General features: G+C 56.2%; 18 protein-coding genes. 9 read left to right on the forward strand and 9 right to left on the reverse strand.

What is annotated here, in order from left to right:
• Window positions 1-64 precede the first annotated feature (64 nt).
• From OAN307_RS02210 to rsfS, 5 genes are all read right to left on the reverse strand, one after another.
• A complete protein-coding gene (locus OAN307_RS02210; protein ID WP_015498231.1) occupies window positions 65-1408 on the reverse strand; it encodes a S41 family peptidase in 1344 nt (447 codons plus the stop codon).
• Window positions 1409-1454: 46 nt separating this feature from the next.
• On the reverse strand, window positions 1455-2555 hold the full coding sequence (locus OAN307_RS02215) for a murein hydrolase activator EnvC family protein (protein WP_015498232.1): 1101 nt from the start codon (window positions 2553-2555) through the stop codon (window positions 1455-1457).
• On the reverse strand, window positions 2552-4063 hold the full coding sequence (gene gpmI / locus OAN307_RS02220; RefSeq protein WP_015498233.1) for a 2,3-bisphosphoglycerate-independent phosphoglycerate mutase: 1512 nt from the start codon (window positions 4061-4063) through the stop codon (window positions 2552-2554). Before gpmI ends, OAN307_RS02215 begins: the two co-directional genes overlap by 4 nt.
• A gap of 68 nt (window positions 4064-4131) precedes the next feature.
• Window positions 4132-4602: a 23S rRNA (pseudouridine(1915)-N(3))-methyltransferase RlmH gene (rlmH, locus tag OAN307_RS02225; RefSeq protein ID WP_015498234.1), complete on the reverse strand. Its 471-nt coding sequence runs from the start codon at window positions 4600-4602 to the stop codon at window positions 4132-4134.
• 13 nt (window positions 4603-4615) lie between these two features.
• Complete coding sequence (gene rsfS, locus OAN307_RS02230) at window positions 4616-5005, reverse strand: ribosome silencing factor (RefSeq protein WP_044044430.1); 390 nt, start codon at window positions 5003-5005, stop codon at window positions 4616-4618.
• Window positions 5006-5221: 216 nt separating this feature from the next.
• Here rsfS and OAN307_RS02235 point away from each other — a divergent pair, with 216 nt between their 5' ends.
• Window positions 5222-5470 (forward strand): hypothetical protein, encoded by a 249-nt coding sequence (locus OAN307_RS02235; RefSeq protein WP_044043058.1) that lies wholly within the window; start codon window positions 5222-5224, stop codon window positions 5468-5470.
• On the opposite strand, the gene OAN307_RS02240 is transcribed toward OAN307_RS02235, so the two are convergent.
• Window positions 5449-6501, reverse strand: coding sequence for a permease (locus OAN307_RS02240; protein ID WP_015498236.1), 1053 nt, complete (start codon window positions 6499-6501; stop codon window positions 5449-5451). The two genes, OAN307_RS02235 and OAN307_RS02240, sit on opposite strands and share 22 nt — an antisense overlap.
• A gap of 54 nt (window positions 6502-6555) precedes the next feature.
• Entirely contained in the window at window positions 6556-6870 is a 315-nt protein-coding gene (locus OAN307_RS02245) for an ArsR/SmtB family transcription factor (RefSeq protein WP_015498237.1), read from the reverse strand.
• A gap of 160 nt (window positions 6871-7030) precedes the next feature.
• Here OAN307_RS02245 and OAN307_RS02250 point away from each other — a divergent pair, with 160 nt between their 5' ends.
• The gene (locus OAN307_RS02250; RefSeq protein ID WP_015498238.1) at window positions 7031-8071 is read left to right on the forward strand and encodes an IS110 family RNA-guided transposase; all 1041 of its coding nucleotides are present in this window, start codon (window positions 7031-7033) and stop codon (window positions 8069-8071) included.
• Between the two features lie 303 nt (window positions 8072-8374).
• Here OAN307_RS02250 and OAN307_RS02255 read toward each other — a convergent pair whose 3' ends face one another.
• On the reverse strand, window positions 8375-9721 hold the full coding sequence (locus OAN307_RS02255) for a mechanosensitive ion channel family protein (protein WP_015498239.1): 1347 nt from the start codon (window positions 9719-9721) through the stop codon (window positions 8375-8377).
• A 305-nt stretch (window positions 9722-10026) separates the two neighbouring features.
• Between OAN307_RS02255 and leuC the strand changes: the two genes are divergently transcribed.
• From leuC to OAN307_RS02275, 4 genes are all read left to right on the forward strand, one after another.
• Complete coding sequence (gene leuC, locus OAN307_RS02260) at window positions 10027-11433, forward strand: 3-isopropylmalate dehydratase large subunit (RefSeq protein ID WP_015498240.1); 1407 nt, start codon at window positions 10027-10029, stop codon at window positions 11431-11433.
• A gap of 154 nt (window positions 11434-11587) precedes the next feature.
• Window positions 11588-12193: a 3-isopropylmalate dehydratase small subunit gene (gene leuD, locus OAN307_RS02265; protein WP_015498241.1), complete on the forward strand. Its 606-nt coding sequence runs from the start codon at window positions 11588-11590 to the stop codon at window positions 12191-12193.
• A 402-nt stretch (window positions 12194-12595) separates the two neighbouring features.
• Window positions 12596-13384, forward strand: a complete 789-nt coding sequence (locus OAN307_RS02270) for a hypothetical protein (protein ID WP_015498242.1) — start codon at window positions 12596-12598, stop codon at window positions 13382-13384.
• Between the two features lie 20 nt (window positions 13385-13404).
• Window positions 13405-14475, forward strand: coding sequence for an endonuclease/exonuclease/phosphatase family protein (locus tag OAN307_RS02275; RefSeq protein WP_015498243.1), 1071 nt, complete (start codon window positions 13405-13407; stop codon window positions 14473-14475).
• Here OAN307_RS02275 and OAN307_RS02280 read toward each other — a convergent pair.
• Window positions 14398-15309, reverse strand: a complete 912-nt coding sequence (locus OAN307_RS02280) for a Rossmann-fold NAD(P)-binding domain-containing protein (protein WP_015498244.1) — start codon at window positions 15307-15309, stop codon at window positions 14398-14400. The genes OAN307_RS02275 and OAN307_RS02280 overlap by 78 nt on opposite strands.
• Before the next feature lie 87 nt (window positions 15310-15396).
• Here OAN307_RS02280 and OAN307_RS02285 point away from each other — a divergent pair, with 87 nt between their 5' ends.
• The 3 genes from OAN307_RS02285 (at window position 15397) to OAN307_RS02295 (ending at window position 18528) form a co-directional block, all read left to right on the forward strand.
• The gene (locus OAN307_RS02285; protein WP_015498245.1) at window positions 15397-16302 is read left to right on the forward strand and encodes a LysR family transcriptional regulator; all 906 of its coding nucleotides are present in this window, start codon (window positions 15397-15399) and stop codon (window positions 16300-16302) included.
• 97 nt (window positions 16303-16399) lie between these two features.
• On the forward strand, window positions 16400-17503 hold the full coding sequence (gene leuB / locus OAN307_RS02290) for a 3-isopropylmalate dehydrogenase (RefSeq protein WP_015498246.1): 1104 nt from the start codon (window positions 16400-16402) through the stop codon (window positions 17501-17503).
• A gap of 62 nt (window positions 17504-17565) precedes the next feature.
• Window positions 17566-18528, forward strand: a complete 963-nt coding sequence (locus OAN307_RS02295; RefSeq protein WP_015498247.1) for a DMT family transporter — start codon at window positions 17566-17568, stop codon at window positions 18526-18528.
• The last annotated feature ends 2 nt before the right edge of the window (window positions 18529-18530 follow it).

Genomic DNA, 18530 nt, shown 5'->3' on the forward strand with positions numbered 1-18530 from the left:
ATCCTTCAAATGAATACGCCGCCGAGTGTAACCTCGGCGGCGCAGCATCCCCTCACGGGAAATACTAGTTGTCGTCGTTGGCACCAAGAACTTGCAAACCTTTGAGTATATCAATGGCATAGGCCATCTGATAATCCTCCACCCGCAGGGCGGCAGCATCTTCGGCGCGCATCCTGTCGGCTTGAATTTGCTCAATCTCGTCGTCAGTCAGGCTGTCGTTTTCCAACGCACCGCGCAGGTCCGCCTCGGACCGGGAAAACACTGCATCTTCTTCTTCCACCACCTCGGCATTAGGATCACGACGCGGCTGTTCAACGATGATGTCAGGCGAGATGCCCAGCGATTGAATGGATCGACCCGACGGGGTGTAATACCGTGCCGTTGTCAGACGCATCGCACTGTCACCGCGCAGCGGCATGACTGTTTGTACAGATCCTTTGCCGAACGAATTTGTGCCAATGACGACTGCACGATGGTGATCTTGCAGCGCACCGGCCACGATTTCTGACGCGGATGCAGACCCGCCGTTGATCAACACGACAATTGGCAAACCCTCGGCCAGATCACCCTCACGGGCATTCCAGCGTTGACCATCGTCGGGGTCGCGGCCACGGGTCGATGTGATTTCACCAGCGTCCAGAAACGCATCAGACACGGCAATCGCTTGGTTCAACAGACCACCGGGGTTGTTGCGCAGATCAATGACGAACCCGTTGACGTTTTCGATGCCGCCAGCTTCGGTCACTTGTTCGGCCAGTTGTTCTTCGAGGCTTGGATAGGTCTGGTCGCTGAATGTTACAACGCGCAGCACAACCGTCTCGCCCTCAACACGACTGCGCACAGCGGTCAATGTGATGGTGTCTCGGATGATGGACACATCGAACGGCTGATTCACACCTTCGCGTACCACGGTGATGATAATTTCGGACCCGACAGGGCCGCGCATCAATTTAACAGCTTCGTCCAGCGTCAAACCCAGCAGGTTTTCACCGTCCACTCTGGTGATAAAATCACCCGATTCCATGCCGGCTTCGGCGGCGGGCGTGCCATCAATCGGCGACACGACCTTTACGAACCCTTCTTCTTGCGTGACCTCAATGCCCAGTCCGCCAAATTCACCACGTGTCGTTTCACGCATTTCGGCGGCATCTTCGGGCGACAGATAGCTGGAATGCGGATCAAGTGAGGTCAACATACCGTCAATCGCCGCCTCAATAAGGGCCGCTTCGTCCACGTCTTCGACATATTGCGCACGGATGCGTTCAAAGATATCGCCAAACAAATCAAGCTGTTCATAAACGCTTGCGTTATTGTTGGCTTCCTGCGCAATCAGCGGACCCGCGATCTGCGTAGTCACGATCGCACCCAGCAGAATTCCGCCCGTGGCGGCCATTGCAAATTTGTTCATCTAATTATTCCCATTATCACGTTTTTGCCTACACGACGTACGTTACCTAAAACGCAAACCAATCCGTGGGGTTCACGACACCTTGCCTGTCTCTGACTTCAAGATAAAGCGTTTGCGTGCGTTGTCCGGCAGAACCTTGCGCGCTTTCGTTCAAAATCGCTTGAGCGTCCACGATGACGCCCCCCATCAGACCGATTGGCGTGCCGTCTGGCACGATCTGCCCGGCCTCGCCAAATGACTCAGCCAGCCCTGCGATCACCCAAAGTGTGCCGGCGGCGGGTTCTAGAATAACCACAGTGCCGTAATTTAGCAGCGGTCCCGCATAGCGGATGGTGGCCGACACTGGCGTTAAAACCAGCGCGCGGGGCCGTGTCGCGATCAAAACACCGGGGCGTGTGACACCTGCAGCATCGGCCTCGTTGAACTGTCGGATCACTTGGCCCACGACAGGCAGTGGAATAGCGCCCTTGACGGTTCTGGCGTCTGGCCCGCCACCGGCCTGTGTTTGTGCCAGCCCCATCGCGAACGCGTCTAAAGTCTGCGCACTCGCCAGCAGAACTGCCATTTGGACAGGATCCGCCAAAAACCGCTGCGGCAGGTCGGTGCGATCCGAAATTGCCGCACTCAATGCTGACCGCGCGGTTTGAACACCGTCTAATCCGGCCCGAAGAACAGTCAGGGCATCGGTTTGCAAACCGCGCAGAACCGCCACTTCTTCAATCTGTTCTCGCAGCGCAGTCACCTCATCTTGCAACGCAGGCGTTACATCCGCCAACATCATTCCCGACCGCGCCGTGCCCATCGGCCCCGACGGGTGCAAAAACAGGATCGGCGCAGGGGCCCGCCCAATGGTCTGCAAGACGCCTAACAGCCGCGCCACCTCATCGGATCGCGCCGCCAAATCAGTCTCTAATGTGCGTTGTCGGATCGCAACGCGGCGTAACCCATCGCGCAACGCCGCGAGGCCCGCCTCGTATGCCTGTACCGTTTCGGTCAATGCCGCGACACGATCAGACCGCCCCTGCGCCGCCCGCAAAGCTGCCTGCGCTTCCTGCAGCTGCGCCGACGCTGCGCGCGCCGCCTCTGCCGGAGTCTGCGCGCTAAGCGGTGCCGCCAGCAGCGCACATATGAGGGTTAGAACCTTCACTCGATCAGACTTTCGCCCGTCATCTCGGGCGGCAAATCCTGCCCCATCAACCCTAACAAAGTCGGCGCCAAATCCGCCAGCCGCCCGTTATGTAGTCGCGCAGCCTTGGGTCCACCAACCAGCGCCACAGGCACCGGATTGGTCGTATGCGCTGTGTGCGGCCCACCTTTTTCCAGATCAATCATCGTCTCGCAATTCCCATGATCGGCGGTGACAATCATCGCACCACCCGCCGCCGCAAGTGCTGCCAACACCCGACCCAACCCTGCATCCACCGCTTCACAGGCTTTCACTGCCGCCGCGATATCGCCGGTATGCCCGACCATGTCGGGATTGGCGTAGTTGCAGATGATCAAATCATACCGCTCCGTAATTGCCCCAACGAACGCATCCGTCACTTCGGCCGCCGACATCTCTGGTTGCAAATCATAGGTCGCGACTTTCGGTGATGGCGCCATATAGCGATCCTCGCCAACCTCGGGCATCTCAATCCCGCCGTTCAAAAAGAACGTCACATGGGGGTATTTTTCGGTCTCTGCGACACGAAACTGGCGCAAACCTTTGGCCGCAACCCATGCGCCCAGCGTGTTGGTGATCTTTTGCTTGGGGTAACATGTGGTCATATAGTCGTCATGCTGACCGGAATAATTAACCAGTCCTAACATATGCAGCGCTGGTCGACCCGACACGTCAAACCTGTCAAAAGCGGGATCACCCATCGCCGCCAAAATTTCACGGGCGCGATCGGCACGGAAGTTCAAACAAAACACCCCGTCACCGTCGGCCATTCCCGCATAGTCACCCAGTACCGTGGCAGGCACAAACTCATCCGTTACATCGCCGCCATAGGCCGCGTCGATCACACTGGCAGCGTCGCCCCCGTTCAAACCAACGCCTTGAACCATCGCGCGGTAGGCTGTTTCAACCCGCTCCCATCGATTGTCGCGATCCATCGCGTAGTAGCGCCCACAAATGGTCCCAATCGTCACGCCCTCCGGCATCCCATCAATCAAATCGCGCATAAAACCTGCACCGGATTTCGGCGCAACGTCGCGCCCGTCGGTAATGGCATGCATAACCACGGCAACGCCGCGATCCGTCAGTGTCTTTAGCGCCGCCTGAATATGCACGATATGGCCGTGTACCCCGCCATCACTGACCAGACCCAAAATATGCGCGGTGCCACCGGTTGCTTTCAACTGCTTGGCCCATGCCGCCAGCGCCGCATTGTCAAAAAATGACCTGTCCTCAATCGCCAGATCAATCGCGCCCAAATCCATTGCCACCACGCGTCCTGCGCCGATGTTGGTATGTCCGACTTCTGAATTGCCCATCTGTCCTCGCGGCAACCCCACGTCCGGCCCATGTGTGATCAGTTCGGCCACAGGGCCCGCCATGATACGATCATAATTCGGAGTATGGGCCAAAGCAGGCGCATTGCCCGCGACCTCGGCACGTTTGCCCCATCCATCCAGAATACAAAGAACGACAGGTTTCGGAATGGTCATGTTTGTCTCTCCAAAGGTTGCCACCTTCTAGCGGACCCACCTTCATCTTGGCAAATACAACTCAAATCCTAAGCGCGGTGATAGGGCGCGCCAGCCAGAATGCTGGCCGAACGGTACAACTGCTCTGCCAGCATCACCCGCACCAACATATGTGGCCAGACCATTTTACCAAAACTCAAAGACGCCGCACATTTGGCCCGCAGACTTGGGTCAATCCCGTCCGCACCGCCAATAATAAATGCTAGGTCGCTGCGTCCGTCGTCGCGAAACCGCGCCAGATCATTGGCAAATTCAGGCGACGACCTAATCTTTCCACGCTCGTCCAGCGCGATCACAGCCGCGCCGCTGGGCAATGCCTTTTCCAGCAACACGGCCTCAGCCGCCATGCCGCCGCCTTTGCGGTCCTCAACTTCGCGTACGTCGATAGGGCCGAGGCCAAGGGCCCGACCCGTCCGGTCAAATCGCAAAAGGTAGTCGTCAATCAGAACGCGTTCGGGGCCAGCCCGCAGGCGGCCCACGACGCACAACGTTAGGCGCAAAACGTCATACGCATTACGTTGTTCTTTTGGCGGCCTCTGCGGCGTTGTGTTCTGCCGTGGCTTCGCCTGGGTTCTGCCACATCTTTTCGAGCTGATAGAACTCGCGCACTTCAGGGCGGAAGACATGCACAATGACGTCGCCTGTGTCGATCAAGACCCAGTCACCCGTGGCACGGCCTTCGACTTTGCACAAAATCCCAAAGGATTTTTTCAGACGGTCGGTCAGCTTTTCAGCCATCGCCGACACCTGCCGCGAAGACCGACCGGACGCGATGACCATGTAGTCACCCATCTCCGATTTGCCGTGCAGATTGATTTGCACCACATCTTCGCCCTTGTCGTCGTCCAAAGATTTAAGAACAGCGGCCAGCGTGGTGTCAGAATTTGGGGCTTGCACGCTCATTGCGTGGATCCCTGTGTTGGCAGGGGTGCCTGCCGATGAAGTAAGAGACAGATCATTGTCCTCCTGAGAATCCGCCGTCAAAACCCCGGCGCTAGGCATCTTCTAACTTAACAAGCGATGCATGGCTTTTCAATGATCAGAAATCCGATCCGCTGCGCTGCGGCAATTCTGCCAGTTTCCCGACGAAATCAGTCGCATCGCGAACGCTAAACAGTAATGTCTGCTGCGGATATGACGCAAAGAAATTTCATGATCCCAAGTCTGGCCCCCTGCATAAGAGCCGCAAAACCGTTCAACAACGGCCTCGATTTTGAACGGGGTTTTGATGGCGTCAATCGCAGCAGTCAGCGTTCGTGCCAAAAAGGCGGGTTTTTGGAAGAGGCAGATTTTTTTGCAGGCCGCTCAATGAGGCCTGCAATTCTTGTTTACAATCGAAGCAAGTTTCAGAAGGTCGTCCAGAGCTGAAACAGCAACCCGCTCGCAAACGACCCTGTTAGCGCAAGTCCGAGGTACAGGAAAAACACCTGCCGCTTGACCAATGCCCAAACGGCGATGGCAGCAGGCAACGAACTGACCCCGCCTGCAACCAAAAACGCCATACCTGCACCGGGTGCCATACCCTGCTCCATCAGCCCGCCAACCAGCGGCAGCGCGGCGTAACCGTTCAGATAGGCGGGCACACCCACAAGCGTTGCTATACCAATCGGTGCGATCCCAGTGCCGCCAAGTGTGCGGGCAACCAGATCAGCGGGCAACCACGCCAGCATCAAACTTTCCAGAATGAACGCCAGTGTCAGCCACTTTGCGAGAAACAATGTGGTCTTGATCCCTTCACGCCAGAACTTAGCAACTCGCGCATCGTCGCTCCAGAACTTCCAAACAACCGGCTGCTCTGTGCGCACCTTGGCTCCCCCACATCCGCCATTGCCAACGCCTTCACTCAATGGATCGGTCAGTCCGCCCGCACGCGTTACCATATGAACGACAAACCCGCCGAAGACACCCAAGCAGAGCGCTGTGATCGTTTTAGCGACTGCAAATTCAAAACCAAGCGTGCCGGTGGTCAACAAAAACATTGATGGATCCATCACAGGGGATGCCAGCCAGAATGCCATGACTGCTGACAGAGGCACGCCCATAACCAACAGAGCTGCGATCAGGGGAATCACGCCACAGGAACAAAAGGGTGAGAGGCCACCAGCAGCAGCAGCGATCAGGATCATAACCGCCGGTGATCCGGTAAAGGCGCGGGCAATCAAACCATCCGCACCAGTGGCTCCAGCATAAGCAGCAATCCCCACGGACAGAGCAAGAAACGGGGCGACATTCAGCAAATTCTGGAGGGCAAAACTTACGGTTGTGAAACCCAGTGTAGGTGAGAGAGCAAAGAGCGCCAAAAGCAGCGATGCGGTGAATAGCCAGACTTTTTCCTTCGTCCAGAGCTGATGAGCAAAGTCTGTAGTCCGAGAGCGGACATTGAGAGAAGTTTCAATCATATCTATATCCTTAAATATATAGTTTCTTTTGAGCAAGAAAGAAAACGCCACCGATTACGCAGCGTCCTCCTGTGTGAGCCTTACCCCCGCGCAGCATTCCGCTGTCAGGAAGGACACGGTTTGATGCATCGCATCAAAATCTACGCGGTTGATAATCTGACGGCCCTGCCGCTCTTGGGTGACAAGTCCGGCATCAACCAAGGTCCCGAGATGATACGCGAGCGTAGAGGCAGCCATACCCAGATGTTGGCCGACCTCACCGATATTCAGGCCATCATTTCCGGCCCGCACCAACAACCTAAAGATAGTCAGGCGGGTGTCGTGACCGAGTGCGGCGAGCGAAAGGGCAACGGAGGCATGTTTCATCATAGCTTATAATTAAACTATATTTGCAGTTTTGTCAAGATACCTACCGCGTCGTTCGCAGGTCTCCAAAAAGGACATGGTGTGATTGCGGCGGCCGCTCTGCGGTGGCGAACGAGGTCCTGCTATACTGGCCTCATGGAAACAAGCCGTGAGGAGAACGACCATGACATATTATGCAGGATTAGACGTTTCGCTCAAAGAAATTTCGATCTGTATTATCGATGATGACGGGGCGATTGTGGCACAAGGCACCGCGCCAGCTGATCCCGAAGGGGTGGCAGGTTGGTTTAAGAACCGATCTCTGGCTCCAAAACGGATTGTGCATGAAAGCGGACAGCTTTCGATCTGGCTACAACGCGGGATGGTGCAATTGGGCTTACCAGCAATCTGCATCGATGCCCGCAAGGCCCATAAGAGTTTGTCTGCACGGTTGAATAAGTCGGACAGCGCTGATGCAGAAGGCCTCGCGCAACTCGCACGGATGAACTGGTTCACTCCGGTTCACATTCGCAGTGAAGAGTCGGATCTATTGCGGGTGTTAGTCGGAGGACGAGAGCGTATGATCCGACTGCGCAAGGATCTGGAAGGCCACATCCGAGGCGTTCTGAAGGCCTTTGGTATCCGAATGACTGGGATAGGTCAGGCGCAGCAAAGGCAAGGATTTCGCGATCAACTGGCCGCCGCTGGAGAAACCGATCCCGTGCTGCGCACCATCGCAGACGGGTTCATCGCCGCCCACATCACGCTGTGCAAGGCGACCGCTGACTTTGATGCCGCATTGAGGGCGAAGTCCAAAAGTAATCCCATCGCGCGTCGCCTCATGACCATTCCCGGAGTTGGCCCAATTGTATCACTCAGTTTTGCAGCACTCGTCGACGATCCCAATCGGTTCAGTAAAACCTCAGACGTGGGTGCGTTTCTCGGTTTGACGCCGAGGCGGCACCAATCGAGTGAAATGGATTGGTCGGGCCGTGTCTCAAAGTGCGGAGATGCAGCGATGCGGGGGCTACTGTTTGAAGCGGCGTCCTGTGTCATTAGACAGGTGAAGCGCTTCTCAGCGTTGAAGTCCTGGGCCGTCCGACTGGCTGGGCGGCGAGGCTTCCGCAAAGCCGCTGTTGCCACCGCGCGCAAGATTGCAGTGTTGATGCTGACGCTCTGGAAATCAGGAACCGACTATCAATGGACACAAGAGGCCACTGCCTGAACTGAATTCTTGCCGGACGGGCGGGAAGCGAAGTCCCGACGGGACGGAGGTTGATCGATCTCGTAAAAACGGTTGGGACGGAGCAACTGCCACGTAACCCGCAAACGACATTGGAGACGATCCACCACCGAAAACCATCATGAGGCGCAATGCGCGACCTCGGAGAGAACCATGACCCCGAACGGACAGATCGCTAACCCGCTTGACAAGGCCGCAAACAGAGAACCGTTTTTGGCAAACCTTAATTACCGTGCATCAAATGCCGACCCTATCCGCAACCCAGACCATCACCATCGCAACCGCTCAATCCAGCGCCTTGTGTCTAATTTCCGACCCTTCGATCATTTTGACCTCACGTTGTGGGAACGGAATCGAAATGCCGTTGTCCGCAAACGCGTCCCATAGCGCGAGATAGACGTTGCCGCGAATGTTGGTCAGTCCGCCCGTCGGGTCCTTGATCCAGAACCGCAGGATGTAATCGACGCTGCTGTCACCAAAGCCAACGATGTGACAGACTGGCGGGCGAAATTCCAGAACACGGTCCACGCCGGCGGCCGCGGCAATCGCCAGCTTGCGCACTTCGCGCGGGTTATCGCCATAGGCGGTGCCAAAATAGATATCCAACCGAACAAAATCGTTGGAATGTGACCAATTCACCACCTGCGTGGTGATGAGGTCTTCGTTCGGGATCAGGTACTCGCGCCCGTCGCGGGTGGTGATGCTGACGTACCGCGCGCCCAGCGAATTAATCCAACCAAACGTTTCCCCCACGGTGATCACGTCACCGGGTTTGATCGATTTATCCAGTAGAATGATGATCCCCGACACAAGGTTGCTCACGACCTTTTGCAGACCAAAACCAATACCGACACCAATCGCACCCGACAGCACCGCAAGGCCTGTCAGATTAAACCCGACTGCCTGCAAACCAACGAAAAACGCAAAGCCATACAGGACCACTTGCAAAAACTTGACGACCAACACCCGCATCGACGGGCTGATATCTTCGTTGCGGTGAATGCGCACCGACGTCTGGTGCGAAATAAATCGCGCCACGACAAAGAAAATCGACAGGATAAACACGCCTTGCACCAGCAGCCAAAGCGATAGCCGTGCATCGGCGACCTCAATGGCAGCCGCATCAAGAACCTCGATCCCCTGATCTGTCAGCCCCGTGATGCGCAGCGTAATCCAAATCCACGCGCCATAACGCACGATGGATCGCAAAAACGGATTACCGATCAGCCGCGTCGCAAACACCACAATCAGCCAGGCCAGCGCAAGGTTAGCCGCGATCCCGATCATATATGACCGTGATCCCCAGGTGATTTCGCGCATCACGATCAAGACGATCCAGATAAACGCAACAAAGAAAATCCCGCGCAGCCTGCGGTGAATGACCAACAGCCACCGCAACCGCCACTTTGGCCAGCTTTCGCGGGTCCGCATCCAGCGGTGCAGTGGCGGGCTGAGAATTTGACTGGCCAGATGCGCCACCAGAAATATCGCGACGATGATGCCCAACTGATACGCATTCCAAGGCCGCAGAAAACTCTGGAGAAACACAACGAGCTGGCTCCATATCCCTTGGCCAATCTCGGCGATCTCGGCGGCCTGACCAGCAAGGTCTAATGTGTTTTGCGGTTCCATGGGCGTTCCTAAGCTACCCTGACACTTTGTTATCTGGGGCGGCAAACAGCAAGGGTCCAGACCGGTCTTTGCACATGCACTGTAACGGGATCACCCTTGCGAGAACCCTGCAGGGGGTATAACTGCAGTTCATGACGCAAGTTTTTGACATGGATGACCGCGCCCGCCTGCCTTGGCGCTTTTATGGTGCCGCGTGCACAATACTCGCGCAGCTATAACGCCAATCTATAATGCCGTGCGCCTGCGATGAATTTCGGGGCGCGTTGAAAATCCATACCCATAACCAACAGAATGGGAGAGGACACATGTCCCCCAAAACGCTTTATGATAAAATCTGGGATGCCCACGTCGCTGATGAGGCTGATGACGGCACCTGCCTGCTCTATATCGACCGCCACTTGGTCCATGAGGTCACGTCCCCGCAAGCCTTTGAGGGCCTGCGCATGACAGGCCGCACTGTGCGCGCGCCGGATAAAACCATCGCCGTGCCGGACCACAACGTGCCCACAACGCTGGACCGTGCCAATGCCGAAACGATGACTGCGGACAGCCGCATTCAGGTTGACGCGCTTGACACCAACGCCAAAGAATTTGGCATCCACTATTACCCAGTGTCCGACGTGCGCCAAGGGATCGTGCATATTGTCGGTCCCGAACAGGGCTGGACCCTTCCGGGTATGACAGTGGTCTGCGGCGATTCGCATACCGCCACCCACGGCGCGTTTGGCGCGCTGGCCCATGGCATCGGTACATCCGAAGTTGAACACGTTCTGGCGACGCAAACGCTGATCCAGAAGAAATCCAAAAACATGAAGGTCGAAATCACCGGCAAATTGAACCCCGGTGTGACCGCCAAAGACATCACCATGTCCGTGATCGGCAGAACCGGCACGGCGGGTGGCACCGGCTACGTCATCGAATATTGCGGCGAAGCTATCGAAGCTTTGTCGATGGAAGGCCGTATGACCGTCTGTAACATGGCGATTGAGGGCGGCGCACGCGCAGGCTTGATCGCGCCAGACGCCACAACATACGCCTATTGCAAAGGCCGTCCGCAAGCGCCCAAAGGCGGCGAATGGGACACCGCGCAGGCGTGGTGGGAAACCTTGTTCTCCGACGGTGACGCGCATTGGGACCTCGTCGTTACAATGAAGGCTGAAGACATCGCACCTTCCGTCACATGGGGCACTTCCCCTGAAGACGTGTTGCCGATCACCGCAGTCGTTCCCGCCCCCGAAAGCTTCACAGGTGGCAAGGTCGACGCGGCCCGTCGCTCTATCGATTATATGGGCCTCACACCGGGTCAGAAACTCACTGACATTGAAATCGACACGGTGTTCATCGGGTCGTGTACCAACGGGCGCATCGAAGACCTGCGCGCTGCGGCTGCGATCCTCAAGGGTAAAAAGATCAAAGAGGGCATGCGCGCGATGATCGTTCCAGGCTCCGGTCTTGTGCGTGCCCAAGCCGAAGAAGAAGGCCTCGCGGATATCTTCAAGGATGCAGGTTTTGAATGGCGCATGGCGGGCTGTTCGATGTGCCTTGCGATGAACCCTGATCAGTTGGCCGAAGGCGAACGCTGTGCCTCAACCTCGAACCGAAATTTTGAGGGTCGCCAAGGCTACAAGGGCCGCACGCACCTTGTGTCCCCGGGCATGGCGGCGGCGGCTGCGATCACAGGCCGTCTGACAGACGTTCGGGACTTGATGTAGGCGTTGATCGTGCAGCCACTGGCATACAGGTTGTGCACAACCTGTGCACGCTGTGTGACTCTTACTGCCCGGTTAACATCGGTTAATAAATCGGTAACCAGAATTTAACAGCTCGGCGGTTTTCGTTAACCTCGACCTGCAAAGGACAAGACAAATGGAAAAATTTGACAAACTCTCTGGCATCGCGGCGCCTATGCCGTTGGTCAATATCGACACGGATATGATTATCCCGAAGATGTTTTTAAAAACGATCGCGCGCTCTGGCCTTGGCGTGAACCTGTTTGATGAAATGCGATTTGACCGCCAAGGTAATGAAATCGCTGACTTTATTCTCAACAAACCCGCCTACCGCGACGCCTCCGTTCTGGTTTCTGGCGACAATTTTGGCTGCGGATCATCGCGCGAACACGCGCCGTGGGCGATCGCAGATTTCGGCATCCGCTGCGTGATTTCTACCAGCTTTGCCGACATATTTTACAGTAATTGCTTTAAAAACGGTATCTTACCCATCATCCTGCCGGAAGCCGAACGCGATGCCCTGATGAAGGATGCCGAAAAAGGCGCCAACGCCCGCATCGAAATCGACCTCGCGGCACAGACCGTCACCTCGTCTGATGGCGACGTTTATACGTTCGAGGTCGACAGTTTCAAAAAACACTGCCTGATGAACGGTTTGGACGATATCGGCCTGACCATGGAAAAGGTCGCGTCTATCGACACATATGAGGCGCGGCTGTCTGCAGAGCGGCCATGGGTCTGATCCTGAAACGCTGAATACTGGTCTGAATTTTGATAAGGGGCGCTCTGCTGTGCCCCTTATTTTCGCCACACGTCCTAACAGTTCGTCAACCGACCTTGTGCCACGTGAACCTGTCTACCCCCACATCTAGACGCTATAATTCCAATGCTACGGAATGGTTGCAATCTCGCACCAGTATCGCCGCAAATTTGCCCTGATCTTTTGCCAAATCTTAAGGGTGACTTGCAGCGATAACTGAATTTGGGCAATATTATGGCAATTATGAGGCAACCTGCCGACAATGCGCAGGATCGAAACGGGATAAGGACGCGGCACGTAATCGCGACCGACCGAAATGAGGGTAAAAGAGCAGTGTTTTCAAGGCTTTCAGGCGCTGCCTTACGGGCAGTCTTAGTGATATTGATGATCGCTACGCCATCGCTGATGCTTGCCGGCACAGCGACGGATACAACACATCTCGTCGCTCTCGTTTGCATCGTGGCCAGTGTATTTGTGTTTGTTGAATACAACTCCAGTTCTCCCAGCTTGATGGAATTTCGGGACGCACCACCCTTTAATCGTGTGCGTTACTTTGGCTTGGCGGCCACCGTGCTGGCACTGACGGTCATCGCCAAAGGGGTGACAGAACCGACGACATTGACAGTGTTGTTCAACATCGTTGGCGGCTCGCTCGCTGAAGCCATGGATTTCCCCTATTCCCCTGTTCGTCTCGTGGTCCTGATGCTCCCAACTGAAGCAAGCGCAGACCTCATTGACAATGTTCGTACCGCCGCTGGCCTCAGCTATCTTGTGTCCTTGCTGTCATTGGCATTTTTTGTCTTGGCGCTGCGGTTGAACAACTGGCCCAACCAGCGTGGCGGCTTCAACGTCTGGACGAACCTGCCTACATTTGACCCAACTGCCGGTGGTGACGTCGTTACTCGACTTGAACGTGATGGTCAGCTTAACATTATATTAGGATTTCTGCTGCCCTTCTTGATCCCAGCATTTGTGAAACTCGCCTCGGATATGTTCAACCCGATCCAGTTGCAGGATTCACACACCTTAATTTGGACGATGACCGGATGGGCCTTCATTCCCGCCAGCTTGATTATGCGCGGCATTGCGATGCTTCGCGTGGGTCAAATGATCGCGCTTCAGCGCGAACAGGCATACCTGCGCACGCAGGGCGAAGACGGCATTCCGGCTTAATTTACTGGCTTATTGCCCTTATGATCGGGGTCTCCACCGCGTCTGCCCAATCAAGCGACATCGTTCGAATTGCAACATTTGCCGCCCCGCTTAGCCGCGATGGGCCAGGGCTGCTGCTGCGCGATATCGCGAAGCAAGACGACGAAGAAATTGCTGCTATTGTTGCGATCATTAACCATATCGCCCCTGATATTTTGATCCTCACTGACTTCGATTATGATGCGGGCGGCGCAGCACTGTCGGCTTTTTTGGATATCCTCGCAGATCCATATCAGCACCAATTTGCACTGCGCCCGAATGCGGGGATGCAGACGGGGCTTGACGTGGATGGCGACGGGTTCACTGGCGATGCACGCGACGCGATGGGCTACGGTCGTTTCTTGGGCGACGGTGGGATAGCGCTTTTATCGCGCCATTCGGTCGATGTGGGCGACGTCACTGACCTGACAGATCTGCTTTGGCGGGATGTGCCGGATGCGGTCCTGCCGCAAATGAACGGGACGCCATTCCCGTCGGTCGACGTGCAGGCGGTGTTGCATGTGTCGTCGTCGGGCCACTGGATCGTGCCGATCAATCTTGGCGTTCAGACCATCACGCTACTTGTATTTTCCGCGACCCCTCCCGTGTTTGATGGGCCGGAAGATTTCAACGGGCTGCGCAACCGCGACGAGTTGCGGGTGTGGGAGGCGGTTTTGGATGGCACCCTGGCCGGGCCCCTCATTAACCCCGTCATAATCGGTAACGTGAACGCGGACCCGTTTGATGGACAAGGTATCCGCAGCGGTATCGCCGGCGTTCTTACGCGCCCTGATTTACAGGATGCAAAACCAATGAGTGCAGGCGCGCGACAGGCGGCGGATCCCGAACAGGTTGGTGATCCCGCCTTGGATACTGCCGATTGGTCAGATGACGGACCGGGCAATCTGCGGGTGTCCTACATACTGCCGTCCCGTCACCTTAACGTTACGGACGCGGGTGTCTTTTGGCCCGCGGCGAATGATCCTATGGTGGTTCTACTGGGCAATGATGGCTTGGCCGCCGGGCCGCACCGCCTCGTTTGGGTGGATGTTGAGATTGAGGGCCTGCGTTAAAGCCACGTGCAACGGGGTCATCGCGACATCATCGCACAGCGCTGCGTGGCGGGATGCGTCGATATGGTGTGGTTTGTCCCAAAGATAGCGCATTTCAACCAAGGCACGGCCCATTGGCCACGCGATTCTTGCGATGCTTATCGGCCACCACGCCATGCGTTTCGCGGCGATTTTCCGCCTAACAACCGTTGAAATGGCACGTGCTAGTTCTTCACCCGTCAAAGTGAAGCTTGGCACCGGAACGTCTTCGAATAGGCCAAGGCTGTGTCGCTTTTCGGCCAGTGACACCATTGTGGCGGCCACATCGGGAAGAAACGTAAAAGCATGCGGGCGATTAAGGTGGCCCGGGTAGGAAATTTTACCTTTGTTAATTGGTTTGGCAATGATCATGTCGAACCAGTTTCCCGATGCTTGCGTATCAAGGTAATCCCCCGCTCGCACGACAAAGCTCTGCACACCGGACGCACGATATGCCGCTTCCATGTTCACACGAACCCGCCCCAATGGATTGGTCGCGAGGTGCGGTGTGTCAGGCCCGAACCGTTCGGGGCCTTGCGCGCCGTAAACATAGACGTTGCCCGGGATAATCACGGTGGCGCCGCTGGCTTTGGCGACTTCGATGATTTGCGTGGTTTGATCTGGGACCTCGGCCGCCCATTGCGGGTAGGGCGGGTTCCAGCCGTTGACGATGACAGATGCGCCCCACGCTGCGTCCCAAAGGGTGTCTTTGTCACGATCAAATCGACGGACCTCCCAGCCTGCAGTTTCGAATGCTTGGGCCGCATTGCGGCCAAGGCGGCCCGTTGGGCCAAGTATCAGAACGGTGTTTTTCATGATGTATCTCCTGTGTTGGTGCCAATATGTGCAATTCAAATTTGGTTTGGAATTGCCTAAATTTGCAGGCCATGTATTCAGTTGTGTATGTCACCTGTATTGAACCCCGCCGATTGGTCCCTGATTCAAGCCTTCCTGATGGTCGCTGAAGAAGGGTCGTTGTCTGGTGCTGCCCGCAAACTCGGGGCGAGCCAGCCAACTTTGGGGCGTCAGATTAAGGCGCTTGAACATCAGTTGAGCGCGAGCCTTTTTACGCGGCAGGCACGGGGGTTTGAACTTACGCAAACCGGTGCCGCATTGGTCGCCCCCGCGCGGGCGATGCGCGATGCAATGGGGCAAATTACGCTGACAGCGGCGGGGCAATCGGCACGAATGAGCGGCACCGTGCGGATCACCGCAAGCGTGATGACGTCGCTGTATCACCTGCCGGACATCATCGCGAAAATCCGGCTTGCGGAACCCGCGATTGGAATCGAAATCGTTGCCTCTGACGACACCCGCAACTTACTGTATCGAGAGGCAGATATCGCTGTCCGGATGTATCGCCCGACGCAATTGGATTTAGTGACACAGCACATCGGTGACATCCCGCTGACCATTTGTGCATCCAAAAGCTACTTCGCACGAAAGGGTTCGCTGCACGGTGTCGCTGATCTGGCACACCATGATTTCGTCGGATACGACACCAACTCCGCACTCATCGATGGATTTCGCGAGGCTGGGATCGAGGTTACGCGCGATTTTTTCAAAGTGCGGTGTGACGATCACGCAACGTATTGGAACCTTGTGCGGGCCGGCTGCGGGATCGGATTTGCCCAGGGGTCAGTTGCGCGGGATGACCCTAATATTGTGGCGATTGATCCCGGAGTGGCGATCCCGTCTTTGCCCGTCTGGCTGGTCGCCCATGAGGCCATGCGCCACACGCCGCGGATCAGGCGGGTTTGGGATTTGCTTGCGATCGGGTTAAGGCCGCTTGTTGATACGCAACCTTAATTTGGGCTTAAGTCAGGGGTTTCTTGACCCGTGCGGGCTGACGGGCTAGGCGGAATCCAACTCATGCCAGCCCCGAGATTTAATAAGGATATCCCCCATGTCGAACCCTTCCCTTTTGATCCTGCCAGGTGATGGCATCGGCAAAGAAGTCATGGCCGAAGTGCGCCGCGTTATTGACTGGTTTGGTGCCAAACGTGACATGCAGTTTGACGTATCCGAAGATCTGGTTGGTGGGGCGGCGTATGACAAGTACGGCACCCCCTTGCACGACGACACGATGGCTAAAGCGCAAGAAGTAGACGCAGTCTTGCTTGGCGCTGTGGGTGGTCCGGCGTATGACGATCTGGATTTTTCTGTCAAACCTGAACGTGGCCTTTTGCGTTTGCGCAAAGAAATGGACCTTTTCGCAAACCTGCGTCCCGCGCAGTGTTTTGATGCATTGGCGGATTTTTCAAGCCTGAAAAAAGAACTCGTTGCGGGTCTCGACATTATGATCGTGCGGGAACTGACGTCGGGCGTGTATTTTGGCGAACCGCGTGGCATCCACATGGAAGACAACATGCGTGTTGGCATCAACACACAGCGCTACACCGAAGCAGAGATTGAGCGCGGCGCGCGTGCGGCGTTTGAAATGGCAATGAAGCGGTCGAAGAAGCTGTGTTCGATGGAAAAGGCAAATGTCATGGAATCGGGCATCCTTTGGCGTGACGTCGTGACCGAAGTGCACGCCGACTATCCCGAAGTTGAACTGTCCCACATGTACGCCGATAATGGCGCGATGCAGTTGGTCCGTGCGCCCAAACAGTTCGATGTGATCTATACCGATAACCTGTTCGGCGATATCTTGTCGGATTGTGCCGCGATGCTGACGGGTTCGCTTGGCATGTTGCCGTCCGCGTCCCTCGGCGCGCCGATGGGGAATGGCCGTCCCAAGGCGATGTATGAACCCGTTCATGGGTCTGCGCCTGATATTACCGGGCAAGGAAAGGCGAACCCGATTGCCTGTATCCTCAGCTTCGCGATGGCGCTGCGCTATTCGTTTGATCAAGGTGATGAGGCCGTACGGCTAGAGGCTGCGATTGAAAAAGTGCTGGCAGACGGCGTGCGCACTGGTGATTTGTTGGGCGATGAGGACGCTGTTGCCGTAAGCACATCTGGCATGACTGATGCAATCTTGGCGGCACTTGACGCGTCACTTTAACGGACGGCAGACTGTTGCTTGCTAGGGATGATCGAGTCGCAAGAATACGGAAAGAATAGAGCATGTCTTCAAACGCCAAAGGCGCGCTTCTGGCGCTGATCGCATTCGGAGTGTTCGCGACCCATGATGTCTTCGTAAAGACCTTGGGCGCGATCTATTCACCGATCCAGATCGTGTTCTTCTCGGTGCTGTTTAGCTTTCCATTGGCGACCATCATGCTGATGCGTGATGCCAAACCGGGCAATCTGTTGCCACGTCACCCGTGGTGGATGGCGCTGCGCACAGTTGCGTCGGTCGCAACGGCTGTGACGGCGTTTTACGCGTTCACAATCCTGCCTTTGGCGCAGACTTATGCGATTCTGTTTGCAGCGCCGTTGCTGATCACAATCCTGGCGATACCGATCTTGGGCGAAGTTGTGCGTTTGCGCCGTTGGCTTGCAGTTATTGTTGGTCTCACGGGCGTGCTTGTGGTGCTGCGTCCAGGATCGACGGATCTGAATTTAGGCCATGTGGCGGCATTGACGGCCGCTGTGGGCGGTTCCATCGCATCTATCGTCGTGCGCCGTATTGGGGCCGATGAACGCCCTGTCGTGATGCTGCTATACCCGATGATGGCAAACTTCGTTCTGATGGGAATTGGATTGGCGTTCGTGTACATTCCGATGCCGATTGAACATCTTGGTTTGGTCGCGCTTGTGGCAGCATTTGCATGGACTGCAGGGCGCTGCATCATAGCCGCCTATCAATCCGGTGAGGCCGCGATCATTGCGCCAATGCAGTATTCCCAGATTATCTGGGCCACTGTGTATGGCGCGCTGTTTTTTGACGAACATATCGATCGTGCGACAATCATTGGCGCGAGCATTATTATTGCGTCTGGCATGTATATCGTTCTCCGCGAAAGCAGCGCTGGCGCATCGGCGACGACGCCCGTTTTGCGCACGCGGTCACGCCATGAAACTGGCACGTATCTGCGTGCGGGGCCCTTTTTGCGCCTTATGGGCCGACATCCCGACGACAAGTAACG

It is taken from the genome of Octadecabacter antarcticus 307, assembly GCF_000155675.2.
Classification (GTDB): Bacteria; Pseudomonadota; Alphaproteobacteria; order Rhodobacterales; family Rhodobacteraceae; genus Octadecabacter; species Octadecabacter antarcticus.